The organism is Psychrobacillus sp. OK032, assembly GCF_900111345.1.
Classification (GTDB): Bacteria; Bacillota; Bacilli; order Bacillales_A; family Planococcaceae; genus Psychrobacillus.
In genome coordinates this window covers 23,902-38,249 of record NZ_FOGY01000013.1, presented here as the reverse complement: position 1 = coordinate 38,249, position 14,348 = coordinate 23,902, and the positions used below count along the sequence as shown (strand labels likewise).

At 34.7% G+C, this 14,348-nt stretch carries 15 protein-coding genes; 13 read left to right on the top strand and 2 right to left on the bottom strand.

The features are described from left to right. Window positions 1-75: 75 nt before the first annotated feature. The 6 genes from BMZ04_RS20100 (at window position 76) to BMZ04_RS22975 (ending at window position 5,991) form a co-directional block, all read left to right on the top strand. Complete coding sequence (locus BMZ04_RS20100; protein WP_093276747.1) at window positions 76-1,113, top strand: LLM class flavin-dependent oxidoreductase; 1,038 nt, start codon at window positions 76-78, stop codon at window positions 1,111-1,113. 33 nt (window positions 1,114-1,146) lie between these two features. Next, the gene (locus tag BMZ04_RS20095) at window positions 1,147-2,466 is read left to right on the top strand and encodes an NtaA/DmoA family FMN-dependent monooxygenase (RefSeq protein ID WP_093276744.1); all 1,320 of its coding nucleotides are present in this window, start codon (window positions 1,147-1,149) and stop codon (window positions 2,464-2,466) included. A gap of 236 nt (window positions 2,467-2,702) precedes the next feature. Continuing rightward, window positions 2,703-2,915, top strand: coding sequence for a DUF896 domain-containing protein (locus BMZ04_RS20090; protein WP_093276740.1), 213 nt, complete (start codon window positions 2,703-2,705; stop codon window positions 2,913-2,915). Window positions 2,916-4,225: 1,310 nt separating this feature from the next. Next, entirely contained in the window at window positions 4,226-4,513 is a 288-nt protein-coding gene (locus tag BMZ04_RS20085; RefSeq protein WP_093276837.1) for a hypothetical protein, read from the top strand. 164 nt (window positions 4,514-4,677) lie between these two features. After that, on the top strand, window positions 4,678-4,923 hold the full coding sequence (locus tag BMZ04_RS20080; protein ID WP_093276733.1) for a hypothetical protein: 246 nt from the start codon (window positions 4,678-4,680) through the stop codon (window positions 4,921-4,923). A 141-nt stretch (window positions 4,924-5,064) separates the two neighbouring features. After that, complete coding sequence (locus BMZ04_RS22975; protein ID WP_255368035.1) at window positions 5,065-5,991, top strand: hypothetical protein; 927 nt, start codon at window positions 5,065-5,067, stop codon at window positions 5,989-5,991. A gap of 93 nt (window positions 5,992-6,084) precedes the next feature. Here BMZ04_RS22975 and xerA read toward each other — a convergent pair whose 3' ends face one another. Further along, window positions 6,085-6,924: a site-specific tyrosine recombinase/integron integrase gene (xerA, locus tag BMZ04_RS20070; protein ID WP_093276729.1), complete on the bottom strand. Its 840-nt coding sequence runs from the start codon at window positions 6,922-6,924 to the stop codon at window positions 6,085-6,087. 148 nt (window positions 6,925-7,072) lie between these two features. On the opposite strand from xerA, the gene BMZ04_RS20065 reads away from it, so the two are divergent. The 6 genes from BMZ04_RS20065 to BMZ04_RS20040 all read left to right on the top strand — a co-directional run bounded on the left by BMZ04_RS20065 (window position 7,073) and on the right by BMZ04_RS20040 (window position 12,248). Further along, window positions 7,073-7,417: a DUF6176 family protein gene (locus BMZ04_RS20065; RefSeq protein WP_093276724.1), complete on the top strand. Its 345-nt coding sequence runs from the start codon at window positions 7,073-7,075 to the stop codon at window positions 7,415-7,417. Between the two features lie 184 nt (window positions 7,418-7,601). Beyond that, complete coding sequence (locus BMZ04_RS20060; protein WP_093276719.1) at window positions 7,602-8,405, top strand: alpha/beta fold hydrolase; 804 nt, start codon at window positions 7,602-7,604, stop codon at window positions 8,403-8,405. Window positions 8,406-8,776: 371 nt separating this feature from the next. Continuing rightward, window positions 8,777-9,106: a GrpB family protein gene (locus tag BMZ04_RS22970; RefSeq protein WP_255368034.1), complete on the top strand. Its 330-nt coding sequence runs from the start codon at window positions 8,777-8,779 to the stop codon at window positions 9,104-9,106. Between the two features lie 156 nt (window positions 9,107-9,262). Beyond that, window positions 9,263-10,009, top strand: a complete 747-nt coding sequence (locus tag BMZ04_RS20050; protein WP_093276714.1) for a hypothetical protein — start codon at window positions 9,263-9,265, stop codon at window positions 10,007-10,009. 568 nt (window positions 10,010-10,577) lie between these two features. Then, window positions 10,578-11,540, top strand: coding sequence for a helix-turn-helix transcriptional regulator (locus BMZ04_RS20045; protein ID WP_093276709.1), 963 nt, complete (start codon window positions 10,578-10,580; stop codon window positions 11,538-11,540). A 75-nt stretch (window positions 11,541-11,615) separates the two neighbouring features. Next, complete coding sequence (locus BMZ04_RS20040; RefSeq protein WP_093276704.1) at window positions 11,616-12,248, top strand: type 1 glutamine amidotransferase family protein; 633 nt, start codon at window positions 11,616-11,618, stop codon at window positions 12,246-12,248. Window positions 12,249-12,602: 354 nt separating this feature from the next. Here BMZ04_RS20040 and BMZ04_RS20035 read toward each other — a convergent pair whose 3' ends face one another. Then, window positions 12,603-13,049 carry a helix-turn-helix domain-containing protein gene (locus tag BMZ04_RS20035; protein WP_093276700.1) on the bottom strand — a complete coding sequence of 149 codons (447 nt, stop codon included), beginning with the start codon at window positions 13,047-13,049 and terminating at the stop codon, window positions 12,603-12,605. Window positions 13,050-13,604: 555 nt separating this feature from the next. Here BMZ04_RS20035 and pyrH point away from each other — a divergent pair. Then, window positions 13,605-14,345, top strand: coding sequence for a UMP kinase (gene pyrH, locus BMZ04_RS20030; RefSeq protein WP_093276692.1), 741 nt, complete (start codon window positions 13,605-13,607; stop codon window positions 14,343-14,345). Window positions 14,346-14,348: the final 3 nt, after the last annotated feature.

Here is a 14,348-nt window from a genome sequence, read left to right as displayed (position 1 = left end):
TAGTTTTTTTATACAAATATTTAGTAGACTAACTAAATCTGCATTTAAATTCAAATTATAAGGAGCTTGTGAGATATGTCGATTAACAATAAGGATATTAAACTTTCTATTTTGGATATTGGTACAAGATTACAAGGAAATGATCCGAGCCAGACATTGAAAGATTCCACAGAACGTATTCAACTTGCAGATGAATTAGGCTATACACGCTATTGGTTTGCAGAGCATCATAATACAGCAAACCAAGTCAGTACGACTCCAGAGTTAATGATTGCACATGCTGCTGCTAATACAAAGTGTATTAGAGTAGGTGCAGGTGGCATTATGCTACCGAATCACAGTCCATTAAAAGTTGTGGAAAACTTTTCATTATTGGAGGCACTACATCCAGCCAGAATTGATTTGGGAATCGGTAGAGCAACTGGAACGGACAATTTAACTGCTTATGCGTTAAGACGTTCTAGAGAAGCTGTATCGTCTTATGACTTTCCGGAACAATTTAATGAATTGTTATCGTTCTTCCAAAGGAATTTTTCTGCCGATCACCCGTTTAGTAAGATCATTCCAATTCCGGATGGTACGGATCGTTCATTAATACCAGATATTTATATGTTAGGCTCAAGTACTGGGGGAGTAAAGTTTGCGATAAATGAAGGTCTTGGTTTTGTTTTTGCATCCCATCTGGCACCGCATTTAGCGATTCCTGTTTTACGTGCTTATCGAAATAATTTTAAACCTTCGGCTTTAATGTCAGAACCAAAAAGTATTTTATCAACAATATTAATTACAGCTGAAACAGACGAAGAAGCAAACTATTTAGCAGGACCAGTTGAATTATATTGGGCTCGATTACATACAGGTGATATCCATTCACCTTTCCCGTCATTGGAAGAAGCCTGTAAGCACGTTTACTCAGTAAATGAAAACGCTGCAAGAGTTCAAAATAAAGATCGTTTTATTATCGGGAGTATTCAAACGGTTGCAAAGAAAATAAGACATTTAGCAAAAGAAACAATGGCAGATGAAGTGATGATTATGGAATTCTACTCTGACAAAGCAGCTAGTCACAAAGCTTATCGTTTGCTAGCGGAAGAATTTAATTTAAAAGGATAATAACAATATTAAAAGTTAAGGGAGTTAGATAGGATGGAAAACAAACCAAAAATGCTATTAGCGATGCAAGTGGGTTCAGGTTATGGTATAGAACCAGGCGCTTGGCGCATGCCTAATGCAGATCCTGCTGCTTATATGAATATGGATAAGCTTGTGGAGTTTGCGAAAATCGCGGAACGCGGAAAAATACAAATGATCTTTTTCGCTGATACGCCGGCATTAACTAACGATCTCAGTAATCAACCACCTCCGTCTCCAATAGAACCCATTATTACCATGACAGCAATGGCAAGAGAAACGGAACGAATTGGTTTCGTTTCGACTATATCTACGACTTTCAACTATCCGTATAATGTAGCCCGTCAGCTTAAAGCATTAGATGTTATCAGTAATGGTCGGATTGGTGTAAACTTTGTAACGACTTCTCATCCAGTGGCAGCGTTAAATTATGGGGACAAGATACCTAGCCGTAAAGAAAGATACGAAAAGGCACATGAATTTATTCAAATTGTCCAGGCTTTGTGGGGGAGCTGGGGAGAAGATGCGATACTACTGGATGCTGAAAATGGGAAGTTTGCGGAGATGGACAAGATCCAACCCGTAAATATAGCGGGAGAGCATTTTCAATCCCAAGGCCCTTTGCCAATTCCACCTTCAAAACAAGGGCAACCCGTTATTTTTACAGCTGGAGGATCAGAGGAAACCTTAAAAATTCTTGGTGCCTATGGCTCGGGATTGTACACAAACCCATATGATAGTGAGTCCGCGCGTGTATACAGGGAAATCTTCCGGGCAGGTGCCAAACAATTCGGACGCAGCCCGGACGAGATAAAAGTGATCCCGGGGATTATCCCGTCCATTGCACCTACGAAAGAAGAAGCGTTAGAACGCCGCAGACGACTCGATCGAAATACCGATTTAAGAGGAAAAGTACAATATTTAGGGTCAATGATTGGCCTTCCTTTATCCTACAATCAAATCGATCAGTCGGTTCCAAAGGCAATGCTTCAACATGCTTATACAAACCCACAAGATCCACGTTCTGCTTACGCATTGGAACTCGTGAAGACGGGTATTCCCATTCGCGATGTTTTGGCACACGGCGCTATCAACTACCACCCTGTGATTGTAGGTACAGCGGAAGAAGTTGCTGATTTTATGGAAGAATGGTTCGTGAAAGGCGCGTGTGATGGTTTTGCCATTCAACCAGATGTAAGCTTTGATGGTATTTCTGATTTCGTTGACCAAGTTATTCCGATTTTACAAGAACGTGGATTGTTTCATGAAGATTACGAAGGTACTACGCTGAGGGAACATATGGGTGTACCTTACCAATATGGGGGCATGGAGTAGTCTTACGGGACTGAATTTTTTAGGTTAAATACAGTTTAAGAAACAGGAAGATTTATCTGCACAAACAATATTGCCCTTAAATCTTTGAAGCCTTTAATAATGGACAATATAAATATCCCTACGATATTAGAACTTGGTAAAAATAAGGCTTAGGGAAATCAGACAATTAAGAGTATCTGTTTCAAACCAAATTTTTCAAGTGTACACTTTAATTTAAGCAAAAGAGAGGAACAAAGATGATTAAAAGTTTAGGACGTATTAATGAATTAGCGAAAAAACAGCGTAAAGAAGGTTTTACAAATAGTGAACGGATTGAACAGCAAGCGTTACGTAAAGAATATTTGCGCGAAATTCGTGGACAAGTTCTCAGCACCATTTCTAATGTGACTGTGGTTGATTCACTTGGTAATGATGTGACACCTCTAAAAGTTCGTATAGAAAAGAATTAAAAAGATATTATAGATCTAATAGTATTAGTTGAAACGTTTTGAATTATTGGGCGTGATTTGTTGAATAAGTGTCTCTTTTCTTATTAAACTCCCATGAAAATTAGTTCTTCAAGAAATGAAAAATGACAATACTTAAGAAGACCCCTACTTAATCGTTAAAAAAAAAGAGGAGAGCAAAAATAAGTCTATGGATTACGGTTGACTGGATTAAGGTCAGTATCAGTATTGACACTTCCTAACCATTTTCATTCTCTGTGGTCCAGCATTTTTTTGTGCTGCATGGATGGCTAACGGGTGCTTTACTTCAAGAAGGAGTAAAGCCTTTTTTCTTATTGAACTAAAGCAGCAGGTTAGTTTAAGAAGGATAATATATAAGCTATTCTAGATTAGAGAATTTGTTAAGTATGGAGGTATTTATGACAATATTAAAAATAGGAAATGTTCGTGTAAGAAGGGATTCAGATGTAGATACAGTAATCATAAAGGATTCTAGTGCTATTAACGAGAGTGTTAAATATATAAATGGGTTTAATGTAACGAAAGTAGATGTAGATGACTTTGATTGTGATGATTTAACTTTCTTAAAGGAGTGTCCATCTATCGAAAAATTGTCGATACTTAATCATTTTGTAAAAGACCTTAGTGGTATTTATGGCTTAAAAGGATTAAGGGTATTGGCAATTAATGAAACAACCACAAAAAATGAATTCAGAATAAACGAGTTAAAGAATCTAGAGGAACTATATGGTACATTACCGAAAAAAACTGTAGGGATTAATGAGTTAAATAAGTTAAAAAAGGTTTCATTGTGGGGTTATAAACCAAAATCAAAGAATCTTAATGAATTTAAAAACTTGAAAAATTTAAATGAACTTAATATTACACAATCAAGCCTCCACACACTTGATGGTATTGAAGGAATAGTAAATTTAAAGAGTCTGGGATTGTACTACCTAAGAACATTAGCTGATATAACAGCGTTGGAAGAATTAAAGGCTCCACTAACTGAATTGTTTTTTGAGAATTGTAAAAGCATAGAGAACTTTTCTCCAATCCAGAATTTACAGGAACTTGAATATCTCAAAATTATATCCTGTGGTGATATACCTTCCCTTAGCTTTGTCCCAAAATTAACCAAACTGAAGAGTCTGGTGTTTCCTGAAACGAATATATTAGATGAAAATTTAACAGTTTGTGACGGAATTGATTGTGTTTATTATACGAAAAAGAAACTTAATACTAACCAGATTTCTAGTGGGAAAAGGAATCTTCAAGACTTAACTAAACCTACAAATGAATGGACAAAGAGAATGGCTGATGGTGATGATATATTCAATCCAGAAAATATTGAAGCTACTATCAAAGTTCTTGATTCTTACATTACTAACCTAATGAAACTTGAAGTTAAGCCGAAAAAGAAAGAAATAATGAAATTTGTTAAAGACGTTGTAATCAGTTTAAATGAATTAAATGACAAATACGATTATTTTATTGAGACAATGGAGAGAGAAGATCTGTGTGAATATATTATTGAAACAGCAAATATAGCTGGTTTAGAATCCGATGAAGACATTACCGAAGAGTGGAGAGAGTGGTAAAAGTAACTGCTTCTTCAACTAACGGGTGCTTTAGTAAAACAAATGGCTGCCTGTAAGGGTAGTTTTTTCTTATTGAACGAACACGGCAGGTTAGTGAAAGAAGGAGATAATCCTAATTTGGTTGAATTTATAAGTAATTGGTTAAAAAGTGAGGTGTCTTTTTAATGCTATATGCAGTAAAAATATGGGGTAAAGAATTAAAATGTGATATATGTTCCGATAATCAATGGTTTAAAAGAACTCTTAAAACTGAATTTGAAAGGGAAGAAAACTCTTGTGAGTATAACGAGGAAGTAAGATATATGTTTGAATGTAAAAAATGCGGAAATTGCAGGATATTTGGAATGGTATCTAACGAAGATGATATTGATGACGTGAATATCACTATTAGTCCTATCTCAGAAATATAGGAATTTTGTTCAACTAACGGGTGCTTTACTTCAAGAAGGGTAAAGCATTTTTTCTTATTGAACTAACGGGGCAGTTTAGTTCAATAAAAAGTGAAACTTAATAAGATATGTTTTCGTAATAATAAAAATAGGGGGTGCGAAATGAGTGGTTTTTTGAAATTAACTATGGGATTGTTTTTGGCTTTCACATTAACAGGGTGCATCGGAGAGGAATATGATTTCACTCCACCTTCTGTAACAATTTCTACTGTAATAGAAAGCGAGAATGTGCAATCAATAGAATTAGAAGAAGTGAATATTGATTGGAATTCTGATAAATATTATAAAAAAGAAACCGAAGATATTCTTTCTTTTGCAAGAGAACAAAAACCAGTACACTTTAAATCTGGACAAAAAGTTGATTATGATTTTGACAGTCAAGATTTCGCAATTGAAGAATTAAATGTTTCAGTATGGAACAACAATAAAGAGATAGAATTAGAAATAAACGATGACCGTTCATTCCATTTTCCAACAGAAGAAGGGGAATTTGTGATTGTATTTGACCTTCACTCTGATAAAGGGATGGCTCAATTTGTAGGCAACATTTTAATGGTTGGTTCACCACAAGAACAAACATTTGAGAGTTTTTTTCATGAAAAGATGTATGAAATGCATATGGGGGAAGTTGAATATTCATATGAACCTGTTCAAAAGGAATTTAATGTAGTACACGCGGATGATGCAATAGTTGTTTTCAGAGAAAATAGTGATGGTGAAGAAAAAATACTTATTGCTTATCTTGAAATAGTGGATAATCAATGGCAATGGATTCAAACGAGAGGGGCAGAATGGAACTCACCAGTGAACTGGTCTTCAATGAACCAACCACCTTATATATACTCTGGTGCAATAAGTGATAAATCAATATCCGAAGTATATGTTGGTAATGAACCATCAAAAATTATTAGTGTTGAAGGTGAAAAAAGGTTTTGGTATGCAATTAGTCCGACTAAGGATGTAGAAATAACGATTATTAAAGATGATGGTTCTAAAGAAATAATGGGAGAAATTAACCATGAAAAATGACAAAGTAAATAAATTTGTGAAGAATTATACTTAAAGTAACGGGTGCTTTAGTCAAAAGGAGCAACGTCTTAAAGGACGTTGCTCCTTTTTCATTTAAAAGTACTTCTGATAGTACTCTTTTCTTAACCTTCCGCTTAACTGAGCATAGATCTTGGTGGTTTCACTTTTTTCATGCCCCATAAGACTTTGTATGACTTCAATAGGAGCTCCATTATTCAACAAATGAGTTGCGTAGCTATGTCGAAGTTGGTGTGGGTGAATCTCTTTATTAATTTCCGCACGATTGGAAATACGCTTGATGATGTATCGCATTTGGGCGACACTCATTTTGTGTGGCTGTCTGGCTATTACAAAAATAGCAGAGTTATGATCATTACGGCTTTCTATGTAGCGTTTAAGCCATATGTCGCAACGTGTATTAAAATAAACCTCCCTTTCCTTGTCGCCTTTTCCTCTAACAATTGCAGATTGATTGGACCAATTAATATGGTTCTTTTCTAACGCGACTACTTCTCCAATTCGACAACCGGTAGAAAACATGAATTCAAAAATCGCTTTTTCCATTGGAGAATGACAGGATTCACGAAGGTGTTCAATCTCCCGTTCGGTTAAATACTTGGGTATTCGCTTCCCTACTTTGGGTTCTTTAATTTTGGAAGTTGGTTTCTTACTCAAGTAGCCTTCTTCATGGGACCAACGAAAAAATGATTTCATAAAGCGGATACGGTGTGCAAGACTGGCCGGTTTTAAATGCTTGCCGGATTTAGCGAGATATTCTTTCAGTTTATTTGTATCCAGTAATTCCATCTCTACATCCTTAAAGTAATCAATTAGTAGCAAAGACTGTAACAGGTAGGCCTTCAACGTTTGTGGCGAAAAGCCCTCTATTCGCTTGTCAGCTTCAAACGAAGCCCATGCTTTTGACAGTAACAATTTGATTCCCCCTAAAATAGTAATATTAAAAGGATTATTGCCAATTTAATAGAATTATAGACATAGGACGTATTTTTACTAACGCGGTAGGTTAGTTTAAGAAAGAGATAATGTTAGTTCTAATAAAATATGGAAGGAATGATTAACAGTGAATATTGAATGTACGCGATATCGAGTGAAACAAGGTAAAACAGAAAAAGTAAATGAGTGGTTAGCTTTCTTGAATGAACATATGGAAGATGTATTAGTTACCCTTGAAGGCGAGAAAATGTACATAGAAACAATTTTTCGAGAAGTATTAAATGGAGAAGAATATTTGTATTGGTATGCTGTGCAAGGGACAGGCGGAATTGATGTCGATGAATCAGAACATTGGATTGATATAAAACACATTGAATATTGGGATGAATGTATTGATGAAACCTTTAAACCCGTAAATTTACAAACTGAAGTAGTGATGATTCCTGAAAAAGTAAGAGTTTCTATGAAGTAAGCATTTGTTAAACTAACGAGTACTTTAGTTGAACAAGTGGCTGCCTGTGAAGGTAGCTTTTTCTTATTGAACTAACGGGGCAGTTTAGTTGAACAATGAAATTTGTTAAAATTGTAATATATGTATGGGAGGATTAAATGTCCAGTCGATACATCTGGTATACAGGGAAAGGGGAAACAAATACATGTCGATTTATCATAAAGTAATTGGAGAAGGATATCCCATCGTTATGTTGCATGGTTGGACACTTGACCATCAAGTGATGTTACATGCAATGGAACCGTTATTCGAGAAACGAAGCGGTTGGAAGAGAATATACATAGACTTACCAGGTATGGGGCATTCCAAGTCACAACCATCTATTCAAAACTCTGATGATATTTTAGAAGCGATATTGCGTCTTTTGGACGAGATTATCCCTGGTCAACCGTTTATTATTTGTGGTAATTCATATGGTGGGTACATTGCCAGAGGCATAGTCCGTTCACGGCAGGACACAGTTCGTGGATTACTACTGATGGCACCAATGACTATACCTGAATTCGATGAAAGGATAGTACCACAGCAGACCGTTCTAAAAAGAGACAGCAACTTGATATCACATTTGTCACCAGAGGATGCTGATGAATTTTGCTCCATGGGGGTAGTGCAAGGTCAAACTGAATGGGAGAGGTTTCGAAATGAAATTTTACTTCCTTCTAAACAAACAAATTATGAATTCTTAAACAACATTCGTCAAAATGGATATGGCTTTACCTTCGATATTTCATCTAAACTTGAGTATCCCACGCTAATTATCACAGGGCGTCAGGACAATGTAGTCGGATACCAAGATGCGTGGCGGCTAATTGAAGATTACCCAAGAGCAACTTTTGCAGTGCTTGATATGGCTGGTCACAACCTACAAATCGAACAAACCGATGTATTTAACGCATTAGTTCATAACTGGTTAAACAGACTTGAGTTGGAAAATTTCAGACTGGTATAACTGTTCATAAATTTGGGTTCTTTTTGCACTAACGGGTGCTTTAGCTAAATATGGCCATCATTTCGATGGTCTATTTTTATGTCTAAAACATTAAGTTGATCTCAGATATGCATTGTGAAATGTTACACTTAAACTAAAGGGGCAGTTTAGTTGAAGAAGATGGTAAAATTAACCGTAAAGAATTTCTTATGGGGAGGGTAATATGGAACAAGTTAATTTTTTTTGAAAACAGTCTCTTTTATGAAAAGTCAGAGAAAACTTTCTTAGTACACAAAAAGATAATTAAAGAACGTATGCCCGAAGCTGATGTTCAGCACGTTGGAAGTACGGCTGTCCCTAATAGCCTTACATAGGGTGATTTAGATATACAAGTGCGTGTTGATTTTGAACAATTCCCAAAGGCAGTTCAGACACTCTCAGCATTATATGAACTTAATGAAGGTAGTGTAAAAACGGACTGGTTCAGGGCTTTTAAAGACGATTCAACCGTTCCTCCTTTGGGAGTTCAATTAACTGTCATAGATTCTGAATATGATTTCTTTTGGAAATTTCGAGATGTTTTATTACTAAATGATACTTACAGGATGGAATATGATGAGTTAAAAAGAGAGTTTGAAGGGAAAGAAATGGTTGAGTATAGGGAAGCTAAAAATGAGTTTTTCCAAAAATTAATGAACACTTCTGAATTTAATAAACTGTGACATAAGATTGTGAACAATTGTACTTAAGCTAACGGTTGCTTTACTTCAAGAAGGAGTAAAGCCTTTTTTCTTATTGAACTAATGGGGCAGTTTAGTTAAATATGTAACATTATTATATATACTTCGTCTAATTCATAAAAAAATGGAGAGTGTTTTATGAAAGCACGACTGAAGGTATTGTTAAGTTTTTGTCTCCTTATTACTTTAAGTGGTTGTAGTACAACAATGGATAACAAAGAAAGTGAACAAAATACAGAAAAATTAATTGACGAAAAACCTGAAACTGTAGTCTCGGAGGAAAGCATCGAAGTTAGTACTATTAACAAAGAAATTACGCTCAGCACTGAACGGAATGTATTACAGGATTCCCCTGAATATGTAGCTAAAAATGAACGGGGACTATCAATTCAGGATTCTGAAACGGCTTATGAAATGTGTGTGAGAGTGCTGACTGACTATTATAAAGCGGTCTGGAACGGCTCGGATATTGAATTGGGGTCATTTATCGATAACGAAAACCTTAAACAGTATACGAAAAAGAAGATTCAATACCAATTTGACTTGCACTTAACGCACAATCTTGGTGATTTGGTGAAGAGTGTTGATGTTGGCACTCGGGAAGTGGAGTATACTGATGACGTAGACGGGGGTCTTCTCCATTTAAAATTACCTGCGGAAATTAAAAAGACAGTAGGTAGTTATGGTGAACCTACTGAATTTCTCGTACGGAATGTAAACGGCAAGTTAGTTATTGTTGATTGGTATACGGGTGCAAAAGATAGTTATGATTTCATGGTACGTGGAGAAAATCTAACAATTGACAACCCTAATATTTGGGATGATAGTGAATGGGTGAAGAAGTTAAATAGTAAACAGGTTGAATTTTCAGGCTCAATTCGATAGTTATTTACAGCTATCTTGGGAATCAAAGTTTGTTAATGAAAGCCCAAAATGAAATTTGCTACCAAAGTTAATCTCTCTTATTAAACTAACGGGTGCTTTACTTCAAGAAGAAGTGAAGCACTTTTCTAATTGAACTAACGCGGCAGTTTAGTTGAAGAAGCAGGTATTTTAGAAGGTTGTAGAAGCAGTTATTGTAAGGGGAATTATTTTATTAGCAACAATATTTGAGTAAGCGGCCATAATTAAAGGAAAAAGGAATGGTCTAAATGTCAATAGAAGTAAAAGTAACTTTATATACTGTTTTAATAATTACTGCAATATTTATTGTATTAGGCATTATTGCAACCTTTAATCCCGAGTCTGTCTAAGGGTACAACTCACTTCAGGAATTATTAGAAATACCTAGACAGTAAGGATATACGTGGAATAATGCTTTCTAGTCTTTCCAATTAATGGCGAGTTGTTTTAACTTTTTCGGTTTTCTTACTTTTAAATAGAAATTCAATGAATAGGTAATGTTTTTAGTATTATTTTAAAATAAATTTATTTCCATATAGAGGTGGATTCTATGGCTAAAATTGACAATGTACTAGCGATTCTATGGATGCTTAGTTCAGGTGAAAAAATTACTGCGAAACAAATTTCAGAAAAGTTAGAGATGAATATAAGGACTGTGTATCGTTATATTGATACACTTTCAATAAGTGGAGTACCTATAATTTCAGACGCAGGACATAACGGTGGATACACTTTATTGAACAATTTTATTGAAGCTCCTCTTTTTTTTGATTTTGAGGAGCAAACCTCGCTATTTCACGCTGCTATTTTTGCAGAAGAAGCCGGGTATTATGGAGGTGAAGCACTAAATAGGGCTATATCAAAGCTAAGAAAATATTCGAATCAAGAGCAGGAAACAAAGATAAATCAACATTTAACTAGTCTTGAAGTAATAAGTCGATTAAGTTCCCTCGCTATGGAACCTTTTTTGAAGGAGTTGGAGCAGGCCGTAGCTGACGGATACTCTGTAAAAGTTCTATACCATAAAAGTGCTGAAGGGCAATCAAAGTATAGATTGGTGGATCCGTACAGAATTATTTATTGGAATAATAAGTGGTATGTGATTGGATTTTGTCATCTTAGGAATGATATCCGTAGTTTTAGAGTAGATCGAATGGAAAGTCTAATGTTAACCGAAAATAAGTTTAACCGACCAGAAAATTTTTCAGCGCGTGACTTTTTTATGAAAAACCTTGTTCCAACTATAGAAGATAAGGAAGGGATTATTTCTTTGGTTATTAATGGAGATAAATGGGCATTGAGTGATATTTGCCAACATTGGTTTTTAGGAAATTATTTACAAGAGTGGACTTCAAATCAAGCAGTATTTCTTCTTGAGAAAGATATGATACATACATATGTACCTTATTTACTTTTACCGTACGGTAAATCTATTCGAGTTATTGAGCCAATCAGTCTTAAGAAAAGAATGATTGAAGTTTTGTCGGAATTAATAAAATTTCATCAAATTTGATAACTTCCCTGACGCTAGGTGTCAGGGAAGTTATGTTATCTTTGACTATATTAAATGTGATTGGAGTGTTATTGGATGCAAACAAAAAAAGTTTTTCTTTATGTATTTAATACAATGTCGGACTGGGAATATGGATATTTAATTGCGGAACTAAACTCAGGAAGATATTTCAAAAAAGATTTAGCACCTTTAAAAGTAATTACAGTAGGAGCTAATAAAGAAATTATTACTACAATGGGAGGACTGAGCATAAAACCAGATATTTCCCTTGATGAGTGTACTTTTGAGAGTACGGATCTTATAATTTTACCTGGAGGGAATACTTGGGGAGAAGATATTCATCAACCTATTTTGAAAAAAATTGGCGAGGCTTTAAAGCTTGGCACTATTGTTGCTGCAATTTGTGGTGCAACTGAGGGACTAGCGAATGTTGGATACCTAGATTCTAGAAAGCATACAAGCAATGACTTAGAGTATATTAAAATGGTCTGTCCTAATTATAAAGGAGAAAAATTTTATGAGATGGAACCTGTAGTATCTGGCGAGAATTTGGTTACTGCATCAGGAGTAGCTCCTTTGGAATTTGCGATGGAAGTAATGAAAAAATTAGATGTATTTGCACCAGATACATTGCATTCATGGTATAACCTAAATAAGACTCAAAAACCCGAATATTTTTTCCAGTTAATGGACTCAATAAGTAGATGAGCTAAAAAAATCAACTTAGCAGTTTAATATTAGTTTAAATAATTACCATGCTTTAGACGATGTCTAAAGCATGGTTTTTGTATATAACTTAAAATAAAGACCTTAAAAAGCAGTATAAATGCAACTTGATCTTTCATTCTTTTTACCTGTTTTTCATAAAATAAGTAATTTAATTATGCCGACTTTGAAGACACGTAGTCAAAGCAAAGAGGTTGCTGTCATAATGTTTTTTTCACTTTACTCTTGATATAACCCTAGTTTTGTTGAAGAAGATATATAATGAAAAAAAGTCCCTTCAGATAGCTTGAGGGGACTTTCCTATGTAATTAGTGTATAAATCTAAATCCAAAATGATTATTTGTATTTTTTGGCTAGAGATTCGCTGCCAATCGCTCCAATGATAGACATAAAAAACGGTCCAATTTGAAATAACAGAGAATCCTGTAAGAACACAATATTTAAATCAAATAACTTATTACCTATTACAATGGATATCTTAGCTAGTATGATAAAAAATCCAATTATTAGAAGAATATCAAAAAACAATTTCCATCTTGGAAAGGCTAATTTTTGGCTATCTTTTATGATTTTCTCTTTCAATGAATTATCTTCCTTTACTAATTTGTCAAGAGTAATATCAAATATGTCACTTATCTTAATTAGCAATTCAATACTAGGGTAACTTTCTCCACGTTCCCATTTGGAAATAGATTGTCTACTAATATTAAGTTTTTCTCCAAGCTGTTGTTGTGACATATTATGCTTTTGACGTTCTTCTTTTATTTTTGAAGGAAAATACATATGATCAACTCCTATCCTCAGTATATATATTTGCACTAAAAAACTAAAGAACCGCATAGTTGCAAGGGTGTAAACTGTTAGTTTCCCCTTAAAAACGATTGATTAAACGATAAAGTAAATGAAAAAAGTATTAAAAAACCAATAGCTATAAAAAAAGCTCTTATCAGTGTCTTTTATGGGGTTTTCTTAATTATAAGAGTCCTTTTTGTTATTTCGCTAAGAGCAGCATTCCTGTAAGAACTGAAAGGAAATCTAGAGTTTGTGAAATAATGTACTTAAGCTAACGGGTGCTTTACTTCAAGAAGGAGTAAAGCCTTTTTTCTTATTGAACTAAAAGGGCAGTTTAGTAGAAGTAGAAGGATTTATTAATTCCTTGAAAAAACTTCATTATTGTTATAAAATTAAAAAAATTTGTCTTTTTACAAGGAGTGAAGAAAATGATTTCTAATGCAGGCAGTTTCCAACTCGCTCCTTTTTTCTATTTACAATTTTATTTACTATTTGGAGTCAAAGTTTTTAACTTTGACTCTTTTATTTTGGGGAGGAATTAAAAAAATGGCAAAGTATAAAAGAGTCTTAATAAAATTAAGCGGTGGTGCTTTAGCAAGCAAAGACGGTGAAAGTTTTGGAGTTGATAATTTAGAACACATAACTAACGAGATAATTTCATTAACAAAAATTGGTGTTGAGGTTTCAGTAGTTGTCGGAGGTGGAAATATTTTTAGAGGTAACCTAGCCAGTCATTGGGGCATAGACAGAGTAGAGGCTGATAATATAGGAACGTTAGGGACTATTATTAATAGTTTGATGCTTAGAGGTGTTTTAAAAGCCAAGACTGAAAAAGAAATACGAGTGATGACATCTGTTCCAGCTCCTTCGGTAGCAGAACCTTATATACGATTAAAGGCTATGCAACATTTAGATAAAGGCTATATAGTGATTTTTGGGGGAGGAAACGGTCAACCTTTCGTTACAACAGATTATCCTAGCGTTCAGCGTGCTGTTGAAATGGATTGTAATGCACTATTTGTTGCCAAGCAAGGTGTAAACGGGGTTTACACTTCAGACCCAAATGTTGATAAAAAAGCTAAAATGTATAAACAATTAAATTACAACGATGTTATTCAGAATAATATTAAAGTTATGGACCAGTCAGCACTTTTGCTTGCTAGAGACTTTGATTTACCAGTCCATATTTTTAATTTTAATATGACAGGGGTTATGGCAAGATTATCCTCAGGAGAACAAATCGGAACTTTAATTAGTAAAGAAGAAACATTGTTAATGGAAGAATGAGAT

Bases quoted from the DNA above. Each gene is read 5' to 3' on its own strand.
- BMZ04_RS20060 (WP_093276719.1), top strand. From the start codon at position 7,602: ATGTCGATTTATCATAAAGTAATTGGAGAAGGATATCCCATCGTTATG.
- BMZ04_RS20040 (WP_093276704.1), top strand. From the start codon at position 11,616: ATGCAAACAAAAAAAGTTTTTCTTTATGTATTTAATACAATGTCGGAC.
- BMZ04_RS20100 (WP_093276747.1), top strand. From the start codon at position 76: ATGTCGATTAACAATAAGGATATTAAACTTTCTATTTTGGATATTGGT.
- BMZ04_RS20035 (WP_093276700.1), bottom strand. From the start codon at position 13,049: ATGTATTTTCCTTCAAAAATAAAAGAAGAACGTCAAAAGCATAATATG.
- BMZ04_RS20080 (WP_093276733.1), top strand. From the start codon at position 4,678: ATGCTATATGCAGTAAAAATATGGGGTAAAGAATTAAAATGTGATATA.
- BMZ04_RS22975 (WP_255368035.1), top strand. From the start codon at position 5,065: ATGAGTGGTTTTTTGAAATTAACTATGGGATTGTTTTTGGCTTTCACA.
- BMZ04_RS20050 (WP_093276714.1), top strand. From the start codon at position 9,263: ATGAAAGCACGACTGAAGGTATTGTTAAGTTTTTGTCTCCTTATTACT.
- BMZ04_RS20045 (WP_093276709.1), top strand. From the start codon at position 10,578: ATGGCTAAAATTGACAATGTACTAGCGATTCTATGGATGCTTAGTTCA.
- BMZ04_RS20095 (WP_093276744.1), top strand. From the start codon at position 1,147: ATGGAAAACAAACCAAAAATGCTATTAGCGATGCAAGTGGGTTCAGGT.
- BMZ04_RS20090 (WP_093276740.1), top strand. From the start codon at position 2,703: ATGATTAAAAGTTTAGGACGTATTAATGAATTAGCGAAAAAACAGCGT.
- pyrH (WP_093276692.1), top strand. From the start codon at position 13,605: ATGGCAAAGTATAAAAGAGTCTTAATAAAATTAAGCGGTGGTGCTTTA.
- BMZ04_RS20085 (WP_093276837.1), top strand. From the start codon at position 4,226: ATGGCTGATGGTGATGATATATTCAATCCAGAAAATATTGAAGCTACT.